Source organism: Azospirillum sp. A1-3, from assembly GCF_023806445.1.
GTDB lineage: Bacteria > Pseudomonadota > Alphaproteobacteria > Azospirillales > Azospirillaceae > Azospirillum.
In genome coordinates, this window is the sequence record NZ_JAMSLU010000001.1 from 715,893 (window position 1) to 738,509 (window position 22,617).

At 67.3% G+C, this 22,617-nt stretch carries 24 protein-coding genes; 9 read left to right on the plus strand and 15 right to left on the minus strand.

Annotated features, from left to right (window positions below; all coding sequences use genetic code 11):
- The first annotated feature begins 92 nt into the window (after nt 1–92).
- The 4 genes from M5E06_RS03410 to M5E06_RS03425 all read left to right on the plus strand — a co-directional run bounded on the left by M5E06_RS03410 (nt 93) and on the right by M5E06_RS03425 (nt 4,947).
- On the plus strand, nt 93–1,028 hold the full coding sequence (locus tag M5E06_RS03410; protein WP_502801957.1) for a cation diffusion facilitator family transporter: 936 nt from the start codon (nt 93–95) through the stop codon (nt 1,026–1,028).
- 262 nt (nt 1,029–1,290) lie between these two features.
- Nucleotides 1,291–2,694: a methyl-accepting chemotaxis protein gene (locus tag M5E06_RS03415; RefSeq protein WP_252137159.1), complete on the plus strand. Its 1,404-nt coding sequence runs from the start codon at nt 1,291–1,293 to the stop codon at nt 2,692–2,694.
- Between the two features lie 123 nt (nt 2,695–2,817).
- Complete coding sequence (gene hypD, locus M5E06_RS03420) at nt 2,818–3,930, plus strand: hydrogenase formation protein HypD (RefSeq protein WP_252137160.1); 1,113 nt, start codon at nt 2,818–2,820, stop codon at nt 3,928–3,930.
- A 195-nt stretch (nt 3,931–4,125) separates the two neighbouring features.
- The gene (locus M5E06_RS03425; protein ID WP_252137161.1) at nt 4,126–4,947 is read left to right on the plus strand and encodes a universal stress protein; all 822 of its coding nucleotides are present in this window, start codon (nt 4,126–4,128) and stop codon (nt 4,945–4,947) included.
- A gap of 39 nt (nt 4,948–4,986) precedes the next feature.
- On the opposite strand, the gene M5E06_RS03430 is transcribed toward M5E06_RS03425, so the two are convergent.
- The 5 genes from M5E06_RS03430 to M5E06_RS03450 form a co-directional block, all read right to left on the minus strand.
- Nucleotides 4,987–6,672, minus strand: coding sequence for a methyl-accepting chemotaxis protein (locus M5E06_RS03430; protein ID WP_252137162.1), 1,686 nt, complete (start codon nt 6,670–6,672; stop codon nt 4,987–4,989).
- A 326-nt stretch (nt 6,673–6,998) separates the two neighbouring features.
- Nucleotides 6,999–7,475 carry a GNAT family N-acetyltransferase gene (locus M5E06_RS03435; RefSeq protein ID WP_252137163.1) on the minus strand — a complete coding sequence of 159 codons (477 nt, stop codon included), beginning with the start codon at nt 7,473–7,475 and terminating at the stop codon, nt 6,999–7,001.
- Nucleotides 7,476–7,488: 13 nt separating this feature from the next.
- Nucleotides 7,489–7,899, minus strand: coding sequence for a hypothetical protein (locus tag M5E06_RS03440; RefSeq protein ID WP_252137164.1), 411 nt, complete (start codon nt 7,897–7,899; stop codon nt 7,489–7,491).
- 39 nt (nt 7,900–7,938) lie between these two features.
- A complete protein-coding gene (locus M5E06_RS03445) occupies nt 7,939–8,358 on the minus strand; it encodes a hypothetical protein (protein WP_252137165.1) in 420 nt (139 codons plus the stop codon).
- Between the two features lie 114 nt (nt 8,359–8,472).
- Nucleotides 8,473–8,985: a YciE/YciF ferroxidase family protein gene (locus M5E06_RS03450; protein WP_109074570.1), complete on the minus strand. Its 513-nt coding sequence runs from the start codon at nt 8,983–8,985 to the stop codon at nt 8,473–8,475.
- Nucleotides 8,986–9,124: 139 nt separating this feature from the next.
- Here M5E06_RS03450 and M5E06_RS03455 point away from each other — a divergent pair, with 139 nt between their 5' ends.
- Both M5E06_RS03455 and M5E06_RS03460 read left to right on the plus strand, forming a co-directional pair.
- On the plus strand, nt 9,125–9,379 hold the full coding sequence (locus M5E06_RS03455; protein ID WP_109074569.1) for a DUF6898 family protein: 255 nt from the start codon (nt 9,125–9,127) through the stop codon (nt 9,377–9,379).
- Nucleotides 9,380–9,783: 404 nt separating this feature from the next.
- On the plus strand, nt 9,784–10,266 hold the full coding sequence (locus M5E06_RS03460) for a hypothetical protein (RefSeq protein ID WP_252137166.1): 483 nt from the start codon (nt 9,784–9,786) through the stop codon (nt 10,264–10,266).
- Between the two features lie 209 nt (nt 10,267–10,475).
- On the opposite strand, the gene M5E06_RS03465 is transcribed toward M5E06_RS03460, so the two are convergent.
- A complete protein-coding gene (locus tag M5E06_RS03465) occupies nt 10,476–10,919 on the minus strand; it encodes a Ros/MucR family transcriptional regulator (RefSeq protein WP_042701716.1) in 444 nt (147 codons plus the stop codon).
- A 560-nt stretch (nt 10,920–11,479) separates the two neighbouring features.
- Between M5E06_RS03465 and rpiB the strand changes: the two genes are divergently transcribed.
- The 3 genes from rpiB (at nt 11,480) to nrdR (ending at nt 13,855) form a co-directional block, all read left to right on the plus strand.
- On the plus strand, nt 11,480–11,917 hold the full coding sequence (gene rpiB, locus M5E06_RS03470; RefSeq protein WP_109074567.1) for a ribose 5-phosphate isomerase B: 438 nt from the start codon (nt 11,480–11,482) through the stop codon (nt 11,915–11,917).
- Nucleotides 11,918–12,065: 148 nt separating this feature from the next.
- Nucleotides 12,066–13,367 carry a serine hydroxymethyltransferase gene (glyA, locus tag M5E06_RS03475; RefSeq protein WP_085088870.1) on the plus strand — a complete coding sequence of 434 codons (1,302 nt, stop codon included), beginning with the start codon at nt 12,066–12,068 and terminating at the stop codon, nt 13,365–13,367.
- A 20-nt stretch (nt 13,368–13,387) separates the two neighbouring features.
- Nucleotides 13,388–13,855 (plus strand): transcriptional regulator NrdR, encoded by a 468-nt coding sequence (gene nrdR / locus M5E06_RS03480; RefSeq protein ID WP_014247245.1) that lies wholly within the window; start codon nt 13,388–13,390, stop codon nt 13,853–13,855.
- 46 nt (nt 13,856–13,901) lie between these two features.
- Here nrdR and M5E06_RS03485 read toward each other — a convergent pair whose 3' ends face one another.
- The 9 genes from M5E06_RS03485 to M5E06_RS03525 form a co-directional block, all read right to left on the minus strand.
- Complete coding sequence (locus M5E06_RS03485; RefSeq protein ID WP_252137167.1) at nt 13,902–16,004, minus strand: sodium-translocating pyrophosphatase; 2,103 nt, start codon at nt 16,002–16,004, stop codon at nt 13,902–13,904.
- Nucleotides 16,005–16,248: 244 nt separating this feature from the next.
- The gene (locus M5E06_RS03490) at nt 16,249–16,704 is read right to left on the minus strand and encodes a hypothetical protein (protein WP_109074564.1); all 456 of its coding nucleotides are present in this window, start codon (nt 16,702–16,704) and stop codon (nt 16,249–16,251) included.
- Nucleotides 16,705–16,795: 91 nt separating this feature from the next.
- Nucleotides 16,796–17,788 carry a thiamine-phosphate kinase gene (thiL, locus tag M5E06_RS03495; RefSeq protein WP_252137168.1) on the minus strand — a complete coding sequence of 331 codons (993 nt, stop codon included), beginning with the start codon at nt 17,786–17,788 and terminating at the stop codon, nt 16,796–16,798.
- 162 nt (nt 17,789–17,950) lie between these two features.
- Complete coding sequence (gene nusB, locus M5E06_RS03500) at nt 17,951–18,541, minus strand: transcription antitermination factor NusB (RefSeq protein WP_109151537.1); 591 nt, start codon at nt 18,539–18,541, stop codon at nt 17,951–17,953.
- A 35-nt stretch (nt 18,542–18,576) separates the two neighbouring features.
- A complete protein-coding gene (gene ribH / locus M5E06_RS03505; protein ID WP_109074562.1) occupies nt 18,577–19,041 on the minus strand; it encodes a 6,7-dimethyl-8-ribityllumazine synthase in 465 nt (154 codons plus the stop codon).
- Between the two features lie 22 nt (nt 19,042–19,063).
- Complete coding sequence (gene ribB / locus M5E06_RS03510) at nt 19,064–20,203, minus strand: 3,4-dihydroxy-2-butanone-4-phosphate synthase (RefSeq protein WP_252137169.1); 1,140 nt, start codon at nt 20,201–20,203, stop codon at nt 19,064–19,066.
- Nucleotides 20,200–20,787: a riboflavin synthase gene (locus M5E06_RS03515; RefSeq protein ID WP_252137170.1), complete on the minus strand. Its 588-nt coding sequence runs from the start codon at nt 20,785–20,787 to the stop codon at nt 20,200–20,202. Before M5E06_RS03515 ends, ribB begins: the two co-directional genes overlap by 4 nt.
- 78 nt (nt 20,788–20,865) lie before the next feature.
- Nucleotides 20,866–22,008: a bifunctional diaminohydroxyphosphoribosylaminopyrimidine deaminase/5-amino-6-(5-phosphoribosylamino)uracil reductase RibD gene (ribD, locus tag M5E06_RS03520; RefSeq protein WP_353654312.1), complete on the minus strand. Its 1,143-nt coding sequence runs from the start codon at nt 22,006–22,008 to the stop codon at nt 20,866–20,868.
- A 26-nt stretch (nt 22,009–22,034) separates the two neighbouring features.
- Entirely contained in the window at nt 22,035–22,529 is a 495-nt protein-coding gene (locus M5E06_RS03525; protein WP_109151532.1) for an outer membrane protein assembly factor BamE, read from the minus strand.
- Nucleotides 22,530–22,617: the final 88 nt, after the last annotated feature.

Genomic DNA, 22,617 nt, shown 5'->3' on the forward strand with positions numbered 1-22,617 from the left:
TAAGCGATCCGTAAGGATGCGCCGCTACGGTCGCGCGCCGGCCATGGCGGCCGGGCATCGGGATCGAGGGCCAAGCGGATGGGGCCAAGCAGATGGGGGAAGCATTGAGCGACAGTGCGCAAAACTCGGCATCGGCGGACCGGCTGCGCCGCTATGCCACCTATGCCAGCGTGTCGGTGGCCTCCACCCTGATCGCGGCGAAGCTGGCCGCCTATCTGCTGACCGAATCGGTCAGCATCCTGTCGTCGCTGATCGATTCCTGCACCGACCTGATGGCGTCGGTGGTGACCTTGCTGGGGGTGCGCCATGCCCTGCGCCCGGCCGACGCCAACCACCGCTTCGGGCACGGCAAGGCGGAGGCGTTGGCCGCACTCGCCCAGGCCGCCTTCATCGGTGGATCGGCCCTGCTGCTGAGCGTCGAGGCGGTGCGGCGAATTGTCCGGCCGGAGCCGATCGCCGAGGGGACGATGGGCGTCGCCGTGATGCTGTTTTCGATCCTGCTGACCGCCGGGCTCATCACCTTCCAGCGCCGGGTGCAGACGGCCACCGGCTCCGTCGCCATCGGGGCGGACCGGCTGCACTATTCCGGCGACCTGCTGATGAACAGCGCGGTCATTGTCGCCATCCTGCTGACCGAGGCGACCGGGCTGACCGTGGTCGACCCGCTGTTCGGCATCGGCATCGCCCTGTTCCTGCTGAACGGCGCCCGTGGCGTGGCGCGCGACGCGCTGGACGTGCTGATGGACCGCGAACTGGCCGAGGAGGAGCGCGCGCGCATCGTCGAACTGGCGCGGGCCGAGCCGGGGGTGCGCGGTCTGCACGACCTGCGCACGCGCAATGCCGGGACCGGCTGTTTCATCGAGCTGCATCTGGAACTGGACGGCGGCATCAGCCTGACCGCCGCGCACGAGATCGCCGACCGGGTGGAGCAGCGGTTGCGCGAGGCCTTCGTCAACGCCGAGGTGATGGTTCACCAGGAACCGGTCGGGCTGGCCGACGAGCGGCTGGATCACCGGATCGCCGGATGAAAGCGGTGGCCTGGACACCGAGTCCGGTCGATTGATGGTTGTGGGCTGTGCAGCCGGTGATACGGGTCCGTATTGCGGGATAACCCTCATTTCGCATCCGATAAGGATTGACCCACAATCTTCGGGCGTGTCCTCCCCTTAACGTATCCTACCAAAGGACAGGGGTACCGGGCGCCGCTTTGGCACCCCCTACGTTGCGAATCTGTATTAAAAGCGCAATAATAGTACTCGGGAGAAAGCGCTCGGTTATAAAACAGCAAGAATGGTGGATATGATGGATGGTGGCGTTGGGCTTCGTCCGCATCTGATCGCGGACATCGCGCAGGAAGCAGGCAATCTCGGAATCGAGATCGCGGATATCGCCGGCCATATCGAGGATGTGAACGCCCGCGTCACCCACCAGTCGGAGGTGTTCACGCAGCTGCGCGATACCGGCGCCAAGATGTCGCGCAGCACGCAGCGCATCTCGGAGGCCTCGGCCGTCGCGCGCTCGGTCACCGAACAGGCGCGGCAGGAGGTCGACAGCTCCCACGACCGGGTGCAGCAGTCGCTGTCCGACATCCATGCGCTGGTGTCGTCGGTGACGGGGATCGAGGGGCAGATCGCCGGGCTGCGCGAGGCGCTGGACCGCGTCGGCAAGGTCGCCAAGGAGATCTTCACCATCGCCAAGCAGACCAACCTGCTGGCGCTGAACGCCACCATCGAGGCGGCCCGTGCCGGCGAGGCCGGGCGCGGCTTCGCCGTGGTGGCGAACGAGGTGAAGTCGCTGTCCACCAAAACCAGCGAGGCGACGACGGAAATCGACGCGACGCTGAAGGTGCTGAACGAGCAGGCCCAGCGCCTGATGACGGAGAGTGCGGCCAGCGCCGCCAAGGCCCGCGCGGTCAGCGAGGGCACCACGGCCATCGGCACGGTGATCGAGACGGTCGGCCGCGCCATGCGCGAACTGAACGGCGAGACCGACAAGATCGACGCCGCCTCTGCCGAGATCGGCGGCAACTGCGGCGAGCTGGAGCACGAAATCGCCGATCTGGCGGTGGGCGTGAAGCTGTCCAGCGACAATCTGGCGCAGGCGCGCGACCGGGTGAACAATCTGGTCGGCATGAGCGAGCGGCTGATCGGCATCACCGCCGAACTGAACATCGAGACGGTGGACACCCCCTTCATCGCGGCGGTCAAGGACGCCGCCGAGAAAGTATCCGCCGCCTTCGAGGATGCGCTGGCCCGTGGCGACATCAGCGAATCCGACCTGTTCGACCGCAATTACCAGCCGGTCGCCGGATCGGACCCGCAGCAGGTGCTGACCCGCTACACCCAACTGTGCGACCGCGTGCTGCCCGGAATCCAGGAGCCGGTGCTGGCGGCCAACAGCCGCATCGTCTTCTGCGTGGCGATCGACGAGAACGGCTATCTGCCCACCCACAACCGCCAGTTCAGCCAACCGCAGGGCCGTGACCCGGTGTGGAACGCCGCCAACTGCCGCAACCGCCGCATCTTCAACGACCGCGTCGGCCTTGCCGCCGGGCGCAACACCAAGCCCTTCCTGCTGCAGACCTACCGGCGCGACATGGGCGGCGGAAAATACACGCTGATGAAGGACGTCTCCGCCCCCGTCATGGTCCGTGGCCGCCATTGGGGCGGGCTGCGGCTGGCCTACAAGGTGTGAGATAGCGGCAAGCGCATGGCCAAGCTCACGGCCACGCGAACGGAACGCCGAACTTCCCTCTTGATCCGTATCAACGCATACGATCAGCCTTGCGGGTGAAATGGCGGGGCAGAGGGAGCGACCATGAAATATGTCGAAGAGTTCCGCGATCCGGTGCTTGCCCGCAACGTTGCCGCCGCCATCGCGCGGGAGGTGCGGGCCGACCGCTCCTATCACCTGATGGAGTTCTGCGGCGGCCATACCCACGCCATCTCCCGCTACGGCATTCCCGACCTGTTGCCCGACAATGTGCGGATGATCCATGGGCCGGGCTGCCCGGTCTGCGTTCTGCCGGTCGGGCGGATCGACGACGCCATCGCGCTGGCCCGCCGGCCGGAGGTGACGCTGTGCACCTATGGCGACGTCATGCGGGTGCCCGGATCCGGGCGGGTCAGCCTGCTGAAGGCCAAGGCACAGGGCGCCGACGTGCGCATGGTGGTGTCGGCCGACGCCGCGGTGCGCATCGCTGCGGAGAACCCCGACCGGCAGGTGGTGTTCCTCGCCATCGGCTTCGAGACGACGACTCCGCCCACCGCGCTGGCGGTGCGGGCGGCGGCGGCGCAGGGGCTGACCAACTTCTCCGTCTTCTGCAACCATGTGCTCACCCCCTCTGCCATCCAGGGCATCATGGCGGGAGCGGACGAGGGGCTGTCGCTGGACGGGTTCGTCGGGCCGGCCCATGTCTCCGTCGTCATCGGGTCTGACGCCTATGCCCCGGCCGCAGCGGATTACGTCAAGCCGGTGGTGATCTCCGGATTCGAGCCGCTGGACGTGCTGCAGTCGATCCTGATGCTGATCCGCCAGATCAACGACGGGCGGGCGGAGGTCGAGAACCAGTATACCCGCGCCGTCACCGCCGACGGCAACCGCAAGGCCCAGGCGCTGGTGCTGGAGATCTTCGAGACGCGACCGTCCTTCGAATGGCGCGGCCTGGGCAGCATCCCGCACAGCGGGCTGAAACTGCGCGAGGCCTATGCCGCCTTCGACGCCGAACGGCGCTTTCCCATCGCCGGGGCCAGCGTTCCCGACCACAAGGGCTGCGATTGCGGCGCGATCCTGCGCGGCGTGAAGCGGCCGATCGACTGCAAGCTGTTCGACACCGTCTGCACCCCGGAAAACCCGATGGGGTCCTGCATGGTCTCGGCCGAAGGCGCCTGCGCGGCGCACTACACCTATGGACGGTTCCGCGACGCCTGACCGGCTCCGGGCGATGCGTTCGCGCCATTGCGACCTTTCACCGCAGGCTGGACGAACGCCGCTGGACGAACGCCGCCCGGTTAAACATGATGCGCATGAAACAATCCGTTGGGCCGGCCATAAACCCCATGGCATCGGCCCCGCGGAAAAAGGCAGACGTCGCAAGACTTCGCATTTCAGACCGGGAGGACCCGCATGACCTACAAGCACATCCTCGTCCATCTCGACAGCAGCCCGCATGTTGAGGCGCGACTCGACGCCGCCATCGCGCTGGCGCAGAGCCACGGCGCCTTCCTGCGCGGCCTGTTCGCGCAGGGCGACCGCAACGCCACCAGCGTCATTGCCCGCCGGTCCAGCGACCATCTGGTCGAAGCGGCGGCGCGCAGCGAGGCGCTGTTCAACGAAAAGCTCGCCGCGTCCGGCCTGCAGGGCCATTGGCACGGCCTGACCCACGGCGAATACAACCATGTGATCCGCGAGGTCATCATCTGGTCGCGCTTCGCCGACCTGACCATTCTGGGCCAGTATGACCGCGAGGCCGGATCGCAGGCCGCGCCGGAGGAACTGAACGAGCAGGTGGTGCTGAACTCCGGCCGGCCGGTGCTGGTCATTCCCTATGCCGGCCGCTTCCCGGTGATCGGCAAGCGCATCGCCGTTGCCTGGAATGCCGAGCGCGAAGCCGCCCGCGCCCTGTCCGACGCCATGCCGATGCTGGAGAAGGCTTCCGAGGTGACGGTCATCACCGTGCTGACCCAGGCCTCGAACGCGGCGCCGGAAGCACCACGGGTCGGGCTGCTCGACCATCTGGCTTTCCACGGCGTGAAGGCGGAGCAGACCCACTTCACGGTCGACGACATCGGCGCGATGGACGCCCTGCTGGCCCGTGCCATGGACACCGGCGCCGACCTGCTGGTGATGGGCGCCCACGGCCATTACGGCTTCCCGTTCCTGCATCGCGGCAGCGGGACCCGCCACGTCCTGCGCACCTGCCCGGTGCCGCTGCTGCTGTCGCACTGAGCAGGGTGGGGGAGGGGCAAAAGCGCCCCTCCCGACGCCTCACGCCGCCTTCACCCCGCTCAGGAAGCTCTCCACCTCCTGGCGCAAGCGGGTGGATTCGATGCTGAGATGGTCGGCGACGTTGCGGACCTCGCCGGCGGCGCGGCCGGTGTCGCCGGCGGCGCGGGTGACGCCGACGATGTTGCTGGTCACCTGCTGCGTGCCCTGGGCCGCTTCCTGGACGTTGCGGCTGATCTCCTGAGTCGCCGCACTCTGCTGTTCGACCGCCGAGGCGATGGTCGCGGAGATCTGGCTGATCTCGGTGATGATGCGGCCGATCTCCTCGATGGCGGAAACCGCCTCGCGGGTCGCGCCCTGGATGGTGGCGATCTGGCCGGTGATGTCCTCCGTGGCCTTCGCCGTCTGGTTGGCAAGGCTCTTCACCTCGCTCGCCACCACCGCGAAGCCCTTGCCCGCCTCACCGGCGCGGGCCGCCTCGATCGTGGCGTTGAGCGCCAGCAGGTTGGTCTGCGCCGCGATGTTGTTGATGAGGTCCACCACCTCGCCGATCTTCTGCGCGCCGTCGGCAAGGCCGGAGACGACGCCATTCGCCCGGCTGGCACCGCTGACCGCCTGTTCGGCGACCCGGGTCGACTGCGAGACCTGACGGCCGATCTCGTCGATGGAAGAGGAGAGTTCCTCCGCCGCCGCGGCGACGGTCTGGACATTGGCGGAGGCCTGTTCGGCGGCCGAGGCCACCGTGGTGCTCTGGCGGTTGGTCTCGTCGGCGGTGCTGGTCAGCATGCCGGCCGACTGCTGCATCTGGGTCGCCGCGCCCGACAGGCTCTGCACCACCGCGGTCACATTGCCTTCGAAGCTGCGCATCAGCTCATCGAGCCGGGCGGCACGGCGGGCCTTGGCTTCCTCTTCGGCGCGCTGGGCGGCGGCGAGGCGGTCGCCCTCGATGGCGTTGCGCTTGAAGACGTCGACCGCTTCGGCCATGGCGCCGACCTCGTCCTTGCGGCCGACGCCGGGCACCTCGACCGCCCGCTCTCCGCCGGCCAGACGGCCCATGGCGGCGGTCATGGCGACAATGGGCGAGGCGATGGCGCCGCGCAGCACCATCCCGGCGGCCACGGCGACCAGGACGGAAGCCAGCGCGCCGATGATGGCGATGAGATAGCCGGTGGAGAAGGCAGCCTTCTGTTCGTCCTTGCGCAGGGTCAGCAGCGCGCGCTCCGCGTCCTCGATCTGCGCGACCAGCGTACGGACATTGTCCATCGAGGCCTTTCCCAGCGCCTTCGCCTCCATCGCGCGGGCTTCTTCGCGCGATTCGGCCTTGGACATCAGGGCGATTTCCTTTTCCGCCACGGTCTGACGCCAGGTGGTGGCGTTCTTGCGCAACTCCTCCAGCCGGGCCTGCTGCTGCGGATTGTCTGCGGTCAGCGACTTCACTTCCGCCAGGGCGCGGTCGAACGCCTGCTCACCCTTGCGATAAGGCTCCAGGAAAGCCTGGTCGCCGCTGACCAGATAGCCGCGCAGTCCGGTCTCCTGGTCAACCAGCGCCGCCAGCGCCGCGTCGGTGGTCTGGATCACGCGGTAGGTGTGGATCGTCCAGCCGATGGAGGATTGGATGGACGACAGCGTGGCGTAATTGGCAAAGCTGATCGCACCGATGATGACGATCAGCGCGGCGAACGCCGTCAGCAGCTTTCCGCCGATTCGGAGATTGGTGAACCAGGACATTTCTTGCGCCTCATGTGACCGGACGGGCTTGTGATTCGCGCGGACAGTCGCCTTGCCTCGCGGAGTCGCATCCGATTGGGTGAGTGTCTAACCCGTTCGATTGCAAAACCTGATACGGCAGGAATCCTGAATTCGATCACCTAAAATTTTACCTATGTCGAAATCTTCTGTCTGTCACATAAGGCCTATACCCGCCTTGCAAACAAAGCGTTAACGGTCTGTTATTGTTCTACCGATGGTAACTGCCATGCGCGCCGTCATTGCCGCCGCGCGCATGCGGCAGGGTGACGCACCAACCTAAGGAGATGGAAGGACCGCTTTTGCGGTCAGCGACGAAGCTGCATGTCGATGTGGGGAATGCCGAAGTCGTCATAGGGCTCGGTGACCCGGACAAAACCGAAGCTGCCGTAGAAGCGCTCCAGATAAAGCTGTGCGCCGATCAGCACGTCGCGGTTGGGCCAGCGTTCCGCCAGCACCGCCAGCGACTCCGCGACCAACGCCCGCCCCAGCCCGGTGGAGCGTTGCGACCGGTCCACCGCCAGCCGGCCGAAGGAGACCGTCACATCCGGACCTTCGGAATCGGGGGCCTCGCGGTCGGGGCCAAGGCAACGGGCACAGCCGACGATGGCGCCGCTGCCATCCGCCGCGATCAGGTGAAGCGCATCGGGGTCGCGGCCGTCGATGTCGGGATAGGGGGACGACTGCTCGACCACGAACACGCGGCTGCGCAGGGCCAGCATGTCGTGCAGGTCGGTCAGCGACAGGGCGTCGAAGGCGACGCGGCGGATCGGCGGAGCGGACATTCCGGCGGGTCGTTCAGGCGACCGCGTTGCGGATCATGTAGTCGGCGATGTCCTTGGGCTTGACCTTGACCTCGGTCAGCGGCTCGTCGGCGGTCATCGCCTTGGCGACCAGCAGGCTGTTCTGCACATTTGTCAGGGTGATGCGGTAGACCCCGGCCGCCCCCTTCAGGCGCGGGTAATAGGTGGGGTCGATCACCTTCTCGCGCCGGCCGAGCCGGGCCAGCGCGCTGTCCTCGTCCAGATCCTCGACCTGTTGGGACTGGACCAGTTTCCAGTCGGATTCGCCACCCCAGCCGGCGGCGACGGCGGCCTTCACCGAGGCCTCGTCCGTCGCGACGCCCAGCTTGTAGATGTGCTTACCCTGTCCGACGTCGGACGCCCATTTGGTCAGGGCGGCGCTGCGCGCGACATAGACGACGGGCATGACGACTCGATCCTCCCGGCACTGGCTGTTGGAGTTGCGTTATTGCAGCGACGATTGGCGCGCGATGGGCGTGATCAGGATGCGGCTGACGACGTCCTTGCCGAACATGGCGACGACCGATTCGTCGATCCGGCGGCGCAGGGCGGGGACGTTCGCGATGTTGCCGCGGACAATCCATCCCTCGTCCACGCCTCTGTAGATGGCGGTCAGGATGGCGTCGTGCAGGCGGGGGATGCTCAATTGCACCTCGCCCAGCTTCAGCGCGTCGCCGATTTCCAGATTCACTTCGACCTGGGTGTATTTCTCGATCCGGCCGGCATTCACCACCGGGACCATCAGCGGCTTGATCCGCACGGACGGGGGCAGGGCGCCCGCCGCCCCTTCGTTCGCGACGGCCGGCAGCGCCGACGGCAAGGTCAGGAACAGGGCAAGACAGAGGGCAGGCAGAAAGCCGCGCATGACAAACACCGCGAAGGACCGTAAGGCTGGATTCTACCGGTCCGACGCGGCGGTTGCAACCGCCGCCCGGGTCTTTTACCGACCCAGGGGCGATTGGTCACGGCCTGGCTGGAATTAGGCGGCCTTCTTGCCGCTTGCCGCGATCGCCTTCTTGTTGACGTCGCCGATGGCCAGCTTGTTCAGCAGCGAGTCGGTGTCCTTTTCCTCCTGCAGCGTCTCGTCCAGCAGCTTGGCGACCTTGTCGAGGCCGCAGGCGGTGGCATAGGCATGGAGGGTGCCGTAGCTGGCGATCTCGTAATGCTCCACCTTCTGGGCGGCGGCGATCAGGGCGGCGTCCTGAACCTCCGGCGCCAGACCCATTTCGAGGATTTCCTGCGCCTCGCTGATCAGCCCTTCCATCGCGTCGCAATGCTTGCCGCGGGGGCGGGTGTCCATTTCCTCGAACACCTGCTGCAGCCGTTCGATCTGGCCGTTGGTCTGTTCCAGATGGGTCTCGAAGGCCTTGCGCAGCTGGTCGGAGCTGGCGGCCCTGGCCATCTTGGGCAGGGCCTTCGCGATCTGCTTCTCGGCGTGGTAGATGTCGCGAAGATCCTCGATCAGCAGGTCCTGCATCGTCTTGGCGGCCATTATGATGGTCCTTCCTCGCTGTGGGTGTTGGCGGAGCGGGGCTCCTGCGCGCCGAATGGCAGCGGGAACAACAGCGATGGTCACCGGGCGTTGCGGTCTCGAACGGGGATCGGCCTTCGGATAGGGGAGGGGACGGATCATGACGGCAGCGGGCGGCGACGGCGAGGTGCTGTTCGAATTCCAGCGGGTCGGCAGCTATCTGAGGGTCACCGCCATCGACGCGAAGACGGGCGTCGAGGTAACGGTGGCCGGCCCGGCGACCGGCAGCCAGGAGCTGCTGAAACGGACGGCGATCAACAAGCTGCGCTTTGTCCAGAACAAGAACGCGGACAACGGAGGTTCTCCCGGGGGACCGGGGAAGCCGGCGCCGAAGGGGCGTGGCGGCCTTTACTGATCGGCTGTTATTGGCCGACCGCTTTTGCCCGACTGCTTTTGAACCAATACCGGGGCCTGCCAAAGAAAACGCGCCGCCGGACGGGGCCGGACGGCGCGTATCGAAGTCTGGCTTTTGCTGATGGTGAGCGCCGGCATGCCTCCGCCGGCAACCCCGCATGGGACATCGCCCCAATCCGGATCGCCGGTCGTAGAGCGAACCGCTCGACCCAGACAGTAGACCTATGCCTGCCCGTTGGCACTGGCGCAGGGGGTGTAACGCTTGTAGAACCGCGCATCTCTGAACGAATGGCGCATAGAAAGGGCCCTTCTCCCGTGCCGTCGGGGCGGGTAAGCGAAGAAAGGGCCCGGCCGTTGTGCGGCCGGCTTTCGCACAGAGGAACGAAACACCAGAGGATCGAGGCCATGGTTGGTGTGAGGGCGGTTCGTGTGACGGCTTTCCTGCGCGTGTCGGTGATGTCGGCGGTCTTGACGGCAACCGCCCTGGCGGCGGCCCTGCCGGTGCTGACCACGGCGCGGACGGCAGGCGCCGCGACCTCGCAGAAGCTGGGCCATGGGACGCAGGATCATGGCAGCCGGTCTGCCGCGCCCGCTGCGCCGTCACCGGGCGTTCAGGCCGGCGGAGCGGCATCGACGGCTCCCCAGCCCACCACCCCGGCGGCGGGCTGCCTGAAGCCGGGCGTGCCGCTGTGCATGGACGACCAGTCCACCTTCCTCAGCGCCGACAAGATGTCGTCCTGTCAGGGCGAGGTGAAGGAGTATGTCGACAAGTCGATGGCCTACCTGACCTGTCTGAACGAAGAGAATGTGGCGACCGGGCGGGAACTGAGCCGCAATGTCGACCGGTTCAACTGCCGCCTGTCGGGCCGGAAAGGCTGCGCCAACTGAGATTGGCAAATTGGGAGGCCGCCGGGATGCGCCGGGGCGGTTGAGATGCCGGCGGCGATCGGTTCGCCGCAGCTGGCGGAGGTGGCCGGCTCGCGTCTTCAACCAATCCGATGGCTTCGCCGTCAATCCGACCGCTTTGCCATCGTTCTGACATGCACACGGGCCGCATCCCATGGGACCGGCCCGCGTTGCATACGGACTTTACACGATCAACCGGCCTTGCGGCGGGTCTGGCGGCCGGAGCTGCGGCCGAGGCCGATGCGCTTGGCGAATTCCGAACGCTGCGCCGCATAGTTCGGCGCGACCATCGGATAGTCGGGGGGAAGTCCCCAACGGGAGCGATACTCGTCCGGCGACATGTTGTAGGTCGAACGAAGGTGCCGCTTCAGCATCTTCAGCTTCTTCCCGTCTTCCAGGCAGACGATGTATTCGGGCGTCACCGACTTGCGAATCGGAACGGCAGGCTTCAGCGGTTCCGCCGCGACCTCGCGAGGCTGACCATTCAGGCCAGTCAGCGACGAGTAGACCGTATTGATCACATCGGGGATTTGCTGAGCAGGCAACACGTTCTTGCTGACATACGCCGATACGATGTCGGCGGTCATCCGCAGCAGCGCATTGTCCGGTACATCGGCGCGAAGCTGGTCGCTCATTGCACTGTGTCCTGGTTTTTCATTTGTCCGTACGAACCAAGTTGCATACCGTGATTTGGGTGTCAATATAATTTCGGCAAGCTCCAAATTAGTTGCTCTTGGCTGCCAGAACAAAGGAGCGTGGTGCAAATCAGCCTTCGCTGAATATCGTTGCGCGGTTGTGGCTGTGCCGCAGCTTTAGCGGCGGTCTAGTAAGCGCAGGCTTGCGATTTTCCGCCGAGTCCGCAGCGGCAATTGGGCGTCTTCCCGCTCCTATAACGAATCGGCTAACTCCCTTGTTTCGGCTTCTCGGCAACGCAGAGGTGAAAACCGTCTCCGAACCTTCGCGGTGACGGGGTGCGATGGCTTGGCGCGGGCGGGGAACCGCGAAGAACGGCCTGCACCGGGCGTTTGGCCGGTGCAGGCCGGTTTTGGCCCCGAGCCTAGCCATGCATCCACGTCATGGTGTGGCAGTGGCGGTCTGCACCGACATCTGGTAGGGTGCGGGCGTCTTTCGCCGCATTGTCGGCGTTGTCGTCGTTTGTGCATCCGCTACCGCACGCACCGGAGTTTTTGCCGTCATGACCGTCCGCACCGTGGCACTCGCTTCCGATCACGCCGGCTATGAGCTGAAGGCCCAGATCGCCCGGCAGCTCGAGGACGCCGGCTTCACCGTCCTCGACCTCGGTACCGACGGGCCGGCCTCGGTCGATTACCCGGATTTCGCCGCGGCGCTGGCCGCCGCCGTCACCGACGGCCGGGCGCAGCGCGGCGTGCTGATCTGCGGCAGCGGCATCGGCATCAGCATCGCCGCCAACCGCCATCCCGGCATCCGCGCCGCGCTGGTCCATGACGTGACCACCGCGCGCCTGTCGCGCGAACACAACGACGCCAACGTGATCGCGCTCGGCGCCCGCGTCATCGGCCCGGAGATTGCCAAGGATTGCGTCGACGTCTTCCTGAAGACCGCTTTCGAGGGTGGGGAGCGTCACAGCCGCCGCATCGCCAAGATGGGCTGAGCGCGCCCGTCGCGCCGCCTTTCCCGGCCCCTTATTTGGCCGCCAAGGCCCGCAACCGGGTCGCGACAGAACCCGGAAAGACCCAACGGAAGCCGCCGGACCGGGCGTCCGGCCGGCTTCGCGCCCTTCGATCGAGGAACCTTCCGCCATGACCAGCAGCAACACCGCCGAGATCGGCCGCTTCTTCGCCGCCTCGCTCGCCGAGACCGATCCCGAACTGGCCCGCGCGGTGCGCGACGAGCTGGTCCGCCAGCAGGAGCAGATCGAGCTGATCGCGTCCGAGAACATCGTCTCGCAGGCGGTGCTGGAGGCGCAGGGTTCGGTCCTGACCAACAAGTATGCCGAAGGCTATCCGGGCAAGCGTTACTATGGCGGCTGCGAGTTCGTCGACATTGCCGAGAACCTGGCGATCGAGCGCGCCTGCAAGCTGTTCGGTTGTGAGTTCGCCAACGTGCAGCCGAACTCCGGCTCCCAGGCCAACCAGGCGGTGATGCTGGCCCTGCTGCAGCCGGGCGACTGCGTTCTCGGCATGTCGCTGGCCGCCGGCGGCCACCTGACCCACGGCGCAGCCCCCAACATGTCGGGCAAGTGGTTCAAGGCCGTGCAGTATGGCGTTCGCAAGGACGACCACCTGATCGACTTCGACCAGGTCGAGGCGCTGGCCCGCGAGCACAAGCCGAAGCTGATCATCGCCGGCGGCTCGGCCTATCCGCGCGTCCTCGACTACCAGCGCTTCCGCGCCATCGCGGATGAGGTCGGCGCCTACCTGATGGTGGACATCGCCCACTATGCCGGCCTGATTGCCGGCGGCGTCTATCCGAACCCGTTCCCCTATGCCGACGTGGCCACCACCACCACCCACAAGACCCTGCGCGGCCCGCGCGGCGGCATGGTGATGACCAACAGCGAAGAGATCGCCAAGAAGATCAACTCGGCGGTGTTCCCCGGCCTGCAGGGCGGCCCGCTGATGCATGTCATCGCCGCCAAGGCCGTCGCCTTCGCCGAGGCGCTGCGTCCGGAGTTCAAGACCTACGCCCAGGCGGTGGTCGACAACGCCCAGGTGCTGGCCAAGACGCTGATCGGCGGCGGGCTGGACATCGTGTCGGGCGGCACCGACAGCCACATCGTGCTGGTCGACCTGCGTCCGAAGAACCTGACCGGCAAGGCGGCGGAAGCCAGCCTGGAGCATGCCGGCATGACCTGCAACAAGAACGGCGTGCCGTTCGACCCGCAGAAGCCGATGATCACCTCCGGCGTCCGTCTGGGCAGCCCGGCGGCGACCACCCGCGGCTTCGGCACCGCCGAGTTCAAACAGGTCGGCGAGATGATCGTCGAGACGCTGGACGGGCTGGCCGCCAGCAACTCCGGCGACAACACGGCGGTCGAGGCCGCGATGCGCGAGCGGGTGCGCGGCCTGTGCCGTCAGTTCCCGATTTATCCGACCCTCTGATCCGATAAGGTGATCGACAGATGCGCTGCCCGTTCTGCGGAAACGAGGATACCCAGGTCAAGGACTCGCGCCCGACCGAAGACAACTCGGCAATCCGCCGGCGGCGCTTCTGTCCCAGTTGCAGCGCCCGCTTCACCACCTTCGAACGCGTCCAGCTGCGCGAGCTGACGGTGGTGAAGAGCAACGGCCAGCGCGAACCCTTCGACCGCGAGAAGCTGCTGCGGTCGATGAAGATCGCGTTGCGCAAGCGCCCGATCGACGCCGACCGCATCGACCGGGTGGTGAACAGCATGGTCCGCCAGCTGGAATCCTCCGGCGAGAGCGAAATCCCGTCGAAGCAGATCGGCGAGAAGATCATGGAGGCGCTGCAGACGATGGATCAGGTGGCGTATATCCGCTACGCCTCCGTCTACAAGGACTTCCGCGAAGCGTCCGACTTCAACGAGTTCGTGGAGCAGTTGGCACCGGAAGCTTCGCCGGGGATGTGAGTGGCCCGGTGCGGGGCAGGTGGTTGGCCTGCCCCGCGCCAACCCTTCAGCTGAACTGTGCCAGGATGGCCAGCAGCAGGATCGCCACGATGTTGGTGATCTTGATCATCGGGTTCACCGCCGGGCCGGCGGTGTCCTTGTAGGGGTCGCCGACGGTATCGCCGGTCACCGCCGCCTTGTGGGCGTCGGAGCCTTTGCCGCCGTGGTTGCCCTCCTCGATGTATTTCTTCGCATTGTCCCAGGCGCCGCCGCCCGAGGTCATCGAGATGGCGACGAACACGCCGGTGACGATGGTGCCCAGCAGCATGGCGCCCAGCGATGCGAAACCGGCCGCCTGACCGCCGATGGCGGCGATCACCACATAGAGCACCACCGGGGCCAGCACCGGCAGCAGCGAGGGGATCACCATCTCCTTGATCGCCGCACGGGTCAGCATGTCGACCGCCCGGCCGTAGTCGGGCTTGGCGGTGCCCTCCATGATGCCGGGGATGTCGCGGAACTGGCGCCGCACCTCCACCACCACCGATCCGGCGGCGCGGCCGACGGCGGTCATGCCCATGGCGCCGAACAGGTAAGGCAGCAGGCCGCCCACCAGCAGCCCGACGACGACATAGGGGTCGTTCAGCCGGAACTCGACCGGAATGTTCGGGAAGTAATGGCCGAGGTCCTGGACATAGGCGGCGAAGAGGACCAGGGCGGCCAGACCGGCGGAGCCGATGGCGTAGCCCTTGGTCACCGCCTTGGTGGTGTTGCCGACGGCGTCCAGCGCGTCGGTGGTGACGCGGATGTTGGCGGGCATGTCCGACATCTCGGCGATGCCGCCGGCATTGTCGGTGACCGGGCCATAGGCGTCGAGCGCCACCACCATGCCGGCCAGCGCCAGCATCGTCGTCGCGGCGATGCCGATGCCGAAGACGCCGGCCTGCCCGTGGGCGATCAGGATGCCGGCGCAGATGACGATCACCGGCAGGGCGGTCGATTCCATCGAGACGGCAAGGCCCTGGATGACATTGGTGCCGTGCCCGGTCTCAGACGCCTTGGCGACGCTGCGCACCGGGCGGAAGGCGGTCGAGGTGTAGAACTCGGTGATCCAGACCAGCAGGCCGGTGACGCCCAGCCCGACCAGGGCCGAGACGAACAGGTTGAAGCCGGTGATCGTGGTGCCGTCCGTCATCGGAATGGCGCGGGTGAAGCCGAACAGGATCGCGGTGACGATCAGGATCAGCACCAGCGACAGGCCCGCCGCGACGGCCAACCCCTTGTAGAGCGCCTTCATGATGGCGTTGTCGGCGCCGAGCTTCACCGCGAAGGTGCCGGCGACCGAGGCCAGGATGCAGACCGCGCCGATCAGCAGCGGATAGACCAGCATCATCCGCAACACGCCGCCGGTAAAGAAAATCGCCGCCAACAGCATGGTGGCGACGATCGTGACGGCATAGGTTTCGAACAGGTCGGCGGCCATACCGGCACAGTCGCCGACATTGTCGCCGACATTGTCCGCGATGACCGCCGGGTTGCGCGGGTCATCCTCCGGGATGCCGGCCTCCACCTTGCCGACCAGATCGGCGCCGACGTCGGCGCCCTTGGTGAAGATGCCGCCGCCCAGACGGGCGAAGATGGAGATCAGCGACGCGCCGAAGCTGAGCGCCACCAGCGCCTCCAGCACGGTGCGGACCTCGACCGGGTCGTTGACGTGGTAGACCAGCGTCAGGATGCCGAAATAGCCGCCGACCCCCAGAATCCCCAGCCCGACCACCAGCATGCCGGTGATCGCCCCGGATTTGAAGGCGATGTCGAGCGCGGGAGCCAGCCCATTGGTTGCCGCCTCCGCCGTGCGGACATTGGCGCGGACCGACACGTTCATGCCGATATAGCCAGCGCTGCCCGACAGGACGGCGCCGATCAGGAAGCCCAAGGCGACCGGAAAGCCCAGCGTGACCCACAGGATCAGCAGCAGGACGACGCCGGCGATGGCGATGGTGGTGTATTGGCGGTTCAGGTAGGCGCGGGCGCCTTCCTGCACCGCGGCGGCGATGGCCTGCATCCGGTCGGACCCCGGCGACGCGGCCATGACTTCTTTTCCGGTACGAAAACCGTAGGCCAGCGCGAGCAGGCCGGCGGCGATGATGACGATGAACGCTAGAGCCATCGCATCCCCCGATTGCTTTTAAGGACGCGCCCCGGAAAGGCTGGTCCCACCACGCATTCAAGTGGGGGAGAAGTCGGGCGCAAGTATTATCGGGAAAAGCATGCGCCCGGTCCCGCCGCTTTGCAACCGCCGCACGGGGCGACGCGACGCGGCGAAATGGCCGAGGGTGATCCTGACCTTTATGGGTAGTGCAGGGATTCTGCACCGCAAAATGGGTGCAAATCGCGGGTGTTGTGCAGTGCGGTCAGAGATTGCGTTGCGTAACCGCCTGAACCAGCACGTCATAGACCGCGTCCTTGCCGACCACTTTGATGGCCGCCTCCTTCAATTTCGCCTTTACGGCAGGAATATTGACCAAAGCACCGTTCAGGATCGACTTGTCGGCGACGCCGCCATAGAGCGCGGTCAGAAAGGCATCGGTCAGGCGCGGCTGGTTGGCCTGAACCATGGGCTGCTGTTCCAGAATCACCTCGACCGCGACCACCACGGTGACGAACTGCTCGACTCGGGACGGGCCGATCATCGGCACGACCAGGGGGGGCAGGCGGACGAAGGCGGTGGGCGGCTTCGGCGGCGGCTCCACCTTCTTCGGCTCTTCCGGATGCGGTGTGAAGTATTTCTGATAGACGAACCAGCCGCCGAAGCTGGCGCCGCCCAGCAACACGATGCCGAGAACGAGGACGATCAGGGCCTTGACCACGGCAGCACACCTTACGCAGACGAAAGTTCGCCGAACCCTGCGCCGGGGAAGCTTTCGATTGTCTTAAATGCGGGAAATCTGATGCGACGGGTCAGAAATGGTCCCAGCCCCGCCGGGCCAGCGGCAGGGGCGCGCCGGAGGCATCCAGCACGGCGACCTCACCCGGCGTGCCGGGGCGGAATTCACCGATTTCGGTGATCGCAACGCCGCACTCGGCGGCCAGGGCAGCCAAGGCGTCGCGGGCCGAGGGCGGGGCGGTGAACAGAAGCTCGTAATCGTCGCCGCCGGTGATGGCGAGCGCCAGCCGGACCGGATCGCCGTCGATGGCGCCGCGCGCCGCTTCCGACAGCGGCACCGCATCGGCCCGCAGCAGAGCGGCGCAGCCGGATTCCTCGCAGAGATGGCCGAGATCGGCGACCAGACCGTCCGACACGTCCATCGCACCGCCGGCCAGCCCGATCAGCCGTGGCCCCACGCTCATGCGCGGGTCCGGCCGGCGCATCCGCCGCAACAGATGGGCGCGGGTCTCCTCGTCCGGAACATCGAGGCGGCCATAGGCGATCTCCAGCCCCAGGGCGGCATCGCCGATGCTGCCGGTGACGAAGACGCGGTCGCCCGCCTGCCCGCCCCAGCGCGGCAGGGCGCGGCCGGTGGGGACAAGCCCGAAGGCGGTCACCGACAGGGTGATCGGGCCGCTGGTGGACACCGAATCGCCGCCGGCCAGCGCGATGCCGAACTGCCGCTGATCCTCGCCCAGGCCGGCGGCGAACGCCTCCAGCCAGGATTCGTCCAGGCCGCGGGGCAGTGCGGTCACCAGCGTGTAGGCCAGCGGCTCCGCCCCCATGGCGGCGAGGTCGGACAGGTTGCTGCGCATCAGCTTGGCGGCGATGTCGGCCGGCGTGTCGTCGGGGAAGAAATGCACCCCGGCCACTATGGCGTCGGTGGTGACCACCAACTCCCGCCCCTCCGGCACCCCGAACACAGCGGCATCGTCCCGCAGCCCGCGGGCGCCGGGGAACCCGGCGGCCAGCGGCTTGAAGAAGCGGGTGATGCGGCCGAACTCGCCGAGGTGGGGATTGGTCATGAGGGTGCCTTCACTGATTCCAAGCCGGGCATCTCCCCCTCTCCCCCCCGGGGAGAGGGTCGGGGTGAGGGGGATGCACAAGGTGGATTCTCGTGAAAGGCACGCGGTGCGACCCCCTCACCCTAACCCTCTCCCCGGGGGGAGAGGGGACTTCTTCCAATATCACTCCTCGCCCGTGCCGCGGCCGGGGTCGGGTTTGGCGAGGTCGTCGGCGCGCAGCGCGCGGGCGACGTGGTCGAGGACGCCGTTCACCATCGCCGGCTCGCGGCCGGAGAAGAAGGCGCGGGCGACGTCGACATATTCGCTGATGAGGATGCGCGGGTGGGTGTCCATATGGACCGCGATCTCATAGGCGCCGGCGCGCAGGATGGCGCGCAGCAGCAGTTCCAGCCTGTCGAGCGGGAAGCGCGGATCGAGCGCGGCGCCCAGCACCCCGTCGACCTCCGCCCGGCGGTGGACGACGCCGCGGACGATGTCGGCGAACAGCTGCGGATCGCCGGCGACGAACTTGTCACCATCGATCTCCTCGCCCAGCCGGTGGGCGACGAACTCGCCGACGACATTCTCGACCGGGGCCTGGGCCAGATCGATCTGGTACAGCGCCTGGGCCGCGGCCAGACGGGCGGCCTTGCGGCGCGCCTTGGCGGAGCCGCCGCCGGTCTTGTTCTTGCGGGACTTCGATTTGCCCTTGGAGTCGCCGCCCTTGGGGGCGTGATCGGGTGTCACGGGGCTGCCCGCGTCGTCGTTGCTCATGATCTGCAGTCGCTAAAAGAGAGGAGATGTCGGGGTCAGCGCGGATAGAGGCGGAATTTGCGCTTCAGGTCAATCATGTCAAGACAGGCCCGCGCGGCGCGGCCGCCCGTATTGACCGATCCGACATTCGCCCGCGCCCAGGCCTGCTCGCGGTTTTCCACCGTCAGGATGCCGTTTCCGACCGCCAGACTGTAACGCAGCGCCAGATCCTGCAAGCCGCGGGCGCTTTCGGTACAGATCGTTTCGTACCGCGTCGTTTCGCCCCGGATGACGCAGCCCAGCGCGACATAGCCGTCGAAGCGCTTGCGGGCTGTGAAGAAATCCATCGAGCGGATGGCGTACATGATCGCCGCCGGAAGCTCCAGACAGCCGGGCACTCCATAGCGGATGTGCGTGGCGCCGGCGCGGTCCAGTTCCGCGACGGCGCCACGCGCCAGCTCATCGGCGATGTCCTCGTGGACGCGGGCGTCCACGACCATGATGTGGGGCGTGTCGGTCATCCGGCGGCGACCAGTCCCTTTCTCAGTCGTCGCCCGGCTCGGCGGCGCCCGGATTGATCGCGCGGTGGCCGACCACGGTCAGGCCGTAGCCCTCCAGCCCGATGATCGGCTTCTTGCGGTTGGAGATCAGCTCCATCTTGCGCACGCCGAGATCCAGCAGGATCTGCGCGCCGATGCCGTAATCGCGCAGCTCCGGCACGCTGCTGGCCTGACCTTCCAGCCGGGCCTTCAGCGTGACCGACAGGCCGTTCGGGTTCGGCTCGCGCAGAAGCACGATGACGCCGCGGCCTTCCTTGGCGATCAGTTCCATCGAGGCGTGGAGGTCGTTGTCGCGGCCGGAGTTGCGGTCGCCCAGCACGTCGTCCAGCACCGATTGGGCATGCATGCGGACCAGAACCGGCTCGTCGCCGGAAATGTCGCCACGCACCAGCGCGATGTGCTCCGCATACTGGATCTTGTTGATGTAGACGTAGGACTGGAAGCGGCCGCCATAGCGGCTGTCCAGCGTGCCGGCCAGCACCTGCTCGACGATGGTCTCGGTGCGGCGGCGGTAGGCGATCAGGTCGGCGATGGTGCCCACCTTCAGCCCGTGGAACTGGGCGAACTGCACCAGATCCGGCAGGCGGGCCATGGTGCCGTCGTCGTTCATGATCTCGCAGATCACGGCCGAGTTGGTGTGGCCGGACAGCCGGGCGATGTCGACCGACGCCTCCGTATGGCCGGCGCGGACCAGCACGCCGCCGTCACGCGCCAGCAGCGGGAAGATGTGGCCGGGGGTGGCGAGGTCCTGCGGGCCGGACGCCGGGTCGATGGCGACGGCGATGGTGCGGGCGCGGTCGGCGGCGGAGATGCCGGTGGTCACCCCCTCGCGCGCCTCGATCGAGACGGTGAAGGCGGTCTGGTGGCGCGAAGCGTTCTGCTGCGCCATCAGCGGCAGGCGCAGCCGCTCGATGTTCGGCCGGTCCATGGTGAGGCAGATCAGGCCGCGCCCATGCTTGGCCATGAAGTTCACCGCTTCCGGCGTGGCGCAGGAGGCGGGGATCACCAAATCGCCCTCGTTCTCCCGGTCCTCGTCGTCGACCAGGATGAACATTCTGCCCTGACGCGCCTCTTCGATGATCTCTTCGGCCGTCGACAGGTACTTGTGAAACTCGGACGTCATTCCTGCCCCGCGAGCCGGGCGACATAGCGCGCCAGCATATCGATTTCGAGATTGACCGGATCGCCCTCCTTCAGCCCGCCGAATGTGGTGGCGGTCTGGGTGTGGGGGATGATGTTGACGCCGAAGCGGTTGCCCTCGACCTCGTTGACGGTCAGCGACACGCCGTCGATGGCGACCGAGCCCTTCGGCGCGATGTATTTGGCGAGGTTCGCCGGCGCCTCGAAGGTCAGGCGCAGCGATTCGCCGTCGGGGCGGATCGACAGCAGCCGGCCGACGCCGTCGACATGGCCGGACACGATGTGGCCGCCCAGCTCGTCGCCGACCTTCAACGCGCGTTCCAGGTTGACGCGCGTGTCGGGTTCCCACCCGCCGAGCGTCGTCTTCGACAGGGTCTCCCCCGACGCCTGGATGACGTAGGTCCCCGGCCCCTTTTCGATGACCGTCAGACAGACGCCGTTGTGGGCGATGGACGCCCCGATCGCGATCGTCTCCGTGTCGAAGGCGGTCTCGATGGTGAACCGGGTGTCGCCCTGCCGCTCCACGGCCTGGACGCGCCCGACATCGGTGATGATTCCGGTGAACATGGCGGGGAATTTAGCAGGTTTCGCGGCCAGGGGAAGCGCGCGCGACACCGCGGGCGGCGCAACGGTCTGTTGCGTCGGCTAGACCGATGCCTTGGCGGGGATCCGGCGGTAGCTTTCGGCCAGATCGGCGCCGGCGTTGCGGACGGCGGTGCGTTCGAAGCGCGCCATGGCGGTCAGTGCCTCGACTCCGAATCCGGCGACCGCCGGCAGCCCGTCGCCGCCGATCAGCGACGCGGCGCGGAACCACTCCAGCCGGTCGACCAGACCGGCGCCGAGCAGGGCGCCGGCGATGGACGCTCCGCCCTCCACCAGCACGCGGGTGATGCCGCGGAAGGCGAGGGCGGCCATTGCGGCGGCTGGATCGACGCGATCATCAATACCAGTGGCGACCGGGATCACCTCGACGCCGAGCGCGGTCAGCGCCTCGGTGCGGGCGGTGTCGGGGGAGGGGCCGGTGAGGACCCAGGTCGGGATGCGGCCGGCACCGGTGGCGAGTTTCGCCGTCGGCGGCAAGCGCAGGCCGCTGTCCACCACCACGCGGACCGGGCTGCGGTCTTCCAGGCCGGGAAGGCGGCAGGTCAGTTCGGGATCGTCGGCCAGCGCGGTGCCAATGCCGACCAGGATGGCGTCGTGGCTGGCGCGCAGCCGGTGGCCCCAGGCACGGGCGGTCGGGCCGGTGATCCACTGCGACTCGCCGGTGGCGGTGGCGATGCGGCCGTCGAGCGTGCTGGCGATCTTCAGCGTGACCAGCGGACGGCCCAGCGTGATGCGGTTGAAGAAGCCCTCGTTCAGGGCGAGCGCTTCGGCCTCGCAAACCCCGGTGGTCACCTCGATGCCGGCGTCGCGCAACCGGGCCAGACCGCCGCCGGCAACCCGCGGGTCGGGGTCCTGGCAGGCGACGACGACGCGCGCCACCTTCGCCTCCACCAGCGCCAGGGCACAGGGCGGCGTCTTGCCATAGTGATTGCAGGGTTCGAGCGTGACGTAGGCGGTGGCGCCGACTGCTCCGCCGGAGAGGCTGCGGGCGCGGGCCAGCGCCTCCGTCTCGGCATGCGGCCGGCCGCCGGGCTGGGTCCAGCCGCGGCCGATGACGACGCCGTCGCGGACCAGAACGCAGCCGACCGCCGGATTCGGCCAAGTCCGCCCCAGCCCGCGCGCGGCGAGCGACAGGGCGGCGCGCATGTGGCGCAGGTCGGTGTCAGTATCGGGCTGAACGGGCACGGAAGGCCAGGCTATCGGCTAAGCGATCAGCTGCCGGGGCCCTTGCCCTTGGTGTCCTTGGCGGAGAAGCGGCCGACGTTGCCCATCATCTGTTCCAGGAAGCCCATCTCGCGGCCAGCCGTGGGGGTGGTGCGCTCCACCAGATCGACGTCCTGGCCTGCCGACTTGTCGAGCGTCTTGATCTCGCGCAGGACGCCGCTGTCGTCGAAATGGGCGACGACGACGCGGCGCTCGGTCACTTCCGGCTCGAAGAAGGCGGTCTTCTCGGTCTTCTGGCCGATATAGTACCAGACGTTCGGATCGAAGGTGCCGACCGAGGTCGGCGTGCCCAGCACCGCGGCGACGTCGTCGCGCCGGCTCTGGCCCGGCTGCAGCTCTGCCACCTGCTGCGGGTCCGTCAGGTTGCCGCGGGTGGCGACGACGGGGGAGCAGCCGGTCGCGGCAAGGCCGGCGAGCAGGACGCTGCCCAGCAGGGCGGTGCGAATGACGGTACGGGGGGCGGAAAAGTTCGATCTGGTCATGGTGCTCGGGCTATGATGGAGCCGGCGGGGCAGAGAGGCCGTCCACGGCTGTGGACAGTCTCCGGGCAGGACAATCGCACCGGCTGCT

What these genes read in the sequence shown, in the direction of transcription:
- M5E06_RS03430 (WP_252137162.1), bottom strand. Translation starts at nt 6,672, where the DNA reads ATGTCCTGGTTCACCAATCTCCGAATCGGCGGAAAGCTGCTGACGGCG.
- nrdR (WP_014247245.1), top strand. Translation starts at nt 13,388, where the DNA reads ATGCGCTGCCCGTTCTGCGGAAACGAGGATACCCAGGTCAAGGACTCG.
- M5E06_RS03410 (WP_502801957.1), top strand. Translation starts at nt 93, where the DNA reads ATGGGGGAAGCATTGAGCGACAGTGCGCAAAACTCGGCATCGGCGGAC.
- M5E06_RS03450 (WP_109074570.1), bottom strand. Translation starts at nt 8,985, where the DNA reads ATGGCCGCCAAGACGATGCAGGACCTGCTGATCGAGGATCTTCGCGAC.
- nusB (WP_109151537.1), bottom strand. Translation starts at nt 18,541, where the DNA reads ATGAGCAACGACGACGCGGGCAGCCCCGTGACACCCGATCACGCCCCC.
- glyA (WP_085088870.1), top strand. Translation starts at nt 12,066, where the DNA reads ATGACCAGCAGCAACACCGCCGAGATCGGCCGCTTCTTCGCCGCCTCG.
- M5E06_RS03485 (WP_252137167.1), bottom strand. Translation starts at nt 16,004, where the DNA reads ATGGCTCTAGCGTTCATCGTCATCATCGCCGCCGGCCTGCTCGCGCTG.
- hypD (WP_252137160.1), top strand. Translation starts at nt 2,818, where the DNA reads ATGAAATATGTCGAAGAGTTCCGCGATCCGGTGCTTGCCCGCAACGTT.
- rpiB (WP_109074567.1), top strand. Translation starts at nt 11,480, where the DNA reads ATGACCGTCCGCACCGTGGCACTCGCTTCCGATCACGCCGGCTATGAG.
- ribB (WP_252137169.1), bottom strand. Translation starts at nt 20,203, where the DNA reads ATGACGTCCGAGTTTCACAAGTACCTGTCGACGGCCGAAGAGATCATC.
- M5E06_RS03425 (WP_252137161.1), top strand. Translation starts at nt 4,126, where the DNA reads ATGACCTACAAGCACATCCTCGTCCATCTCGACAGCAGCCCGCATGTT.
- M5E06_RS03525 (WP_109151532.1), bottom strand. Translation starts at nt 22,529, where the DNA reads ATGACCAGATCGAACTTTTCCGCCCCCCGTACCGTCATTCGCACCGCC.
- thiL (WP_252137168.1), bottom strand. Translation starts at nt 17,788, where the DNA reads ATGACCAATCCCCACCTCGGCGAGTTCGGCCGCATCACCCGCTTCTTC.
- M5E06_RS03465 (WP_042701716.1), bottom strand. Translation starts at nt 10,919, where the DNA reads ATGAGCGACCAGCTTCGCGCCGATGTACCGGACAATGCGCTGCTGCGG.
- M5E06_RS03435 (WP_252137163.1), bottom strand. Translation starts at nt 7,475, where the DNA reads ATGTCCGCTCCGCCGATCCGCCGCGTCGCCTTCGACGCCCTGTCGCTG.
- M5E06_RS03460 (WP_252137166.1), top strand. Translation starts at nt 9,784, where the DNA reads ATGGTTGGTGTGAGGGCGGTTCGTGTGACGGCTTTCCTGCGCGTGTCG.
- M5E06_RS03515 (WP_252137170.1), bottom strand. Translation starts at nt 20,787, where the DNA reads ATGTTCACCGGAATCATCACCGATGTCGGGCGCGTCCAGGCCGTGGAG.
- ribH (WP_109074562.1), bottom strand. Translation starts at nt 19,041, where the DNA reads ATGACCGACACGCCCCACATCATGGTCGTGGACGCCCGCGTCCACGAG.
- M5E06_RS03445 (WP_252137165.1), bottom strand. Translation starts at nt 8,358, where the DNA reads ATGCGCGGCTTTCTGCCTGCCCTCTGTCTTGCCCTGTTCCTGACCTTG.
- M5E06_RS03455 (WP_109074569.1), top strand. Translation starts at nt 9,125, where the DNA reads ATGACGGCAGCGGGCGGCGACGGCGAGGTGCTGTTCGAATTCCAGCGG.
- M5E06_RS03415 (WP_252137159.1), top strand. Translation starts at nt 1,291, where the DNA reads ATGGTGGATATGATGGATGGTGGCGTTGGGCTTCGTCCGCATCTGATC.
- M5E06_RS03440 (WP_252137164.1), bottom strand. Translation starts at nt 7,899, where the DNA reads ATGCCCGTCGTCTATGTCGCGCGCAGCGCCGCCCTGACCAAATGGGCG.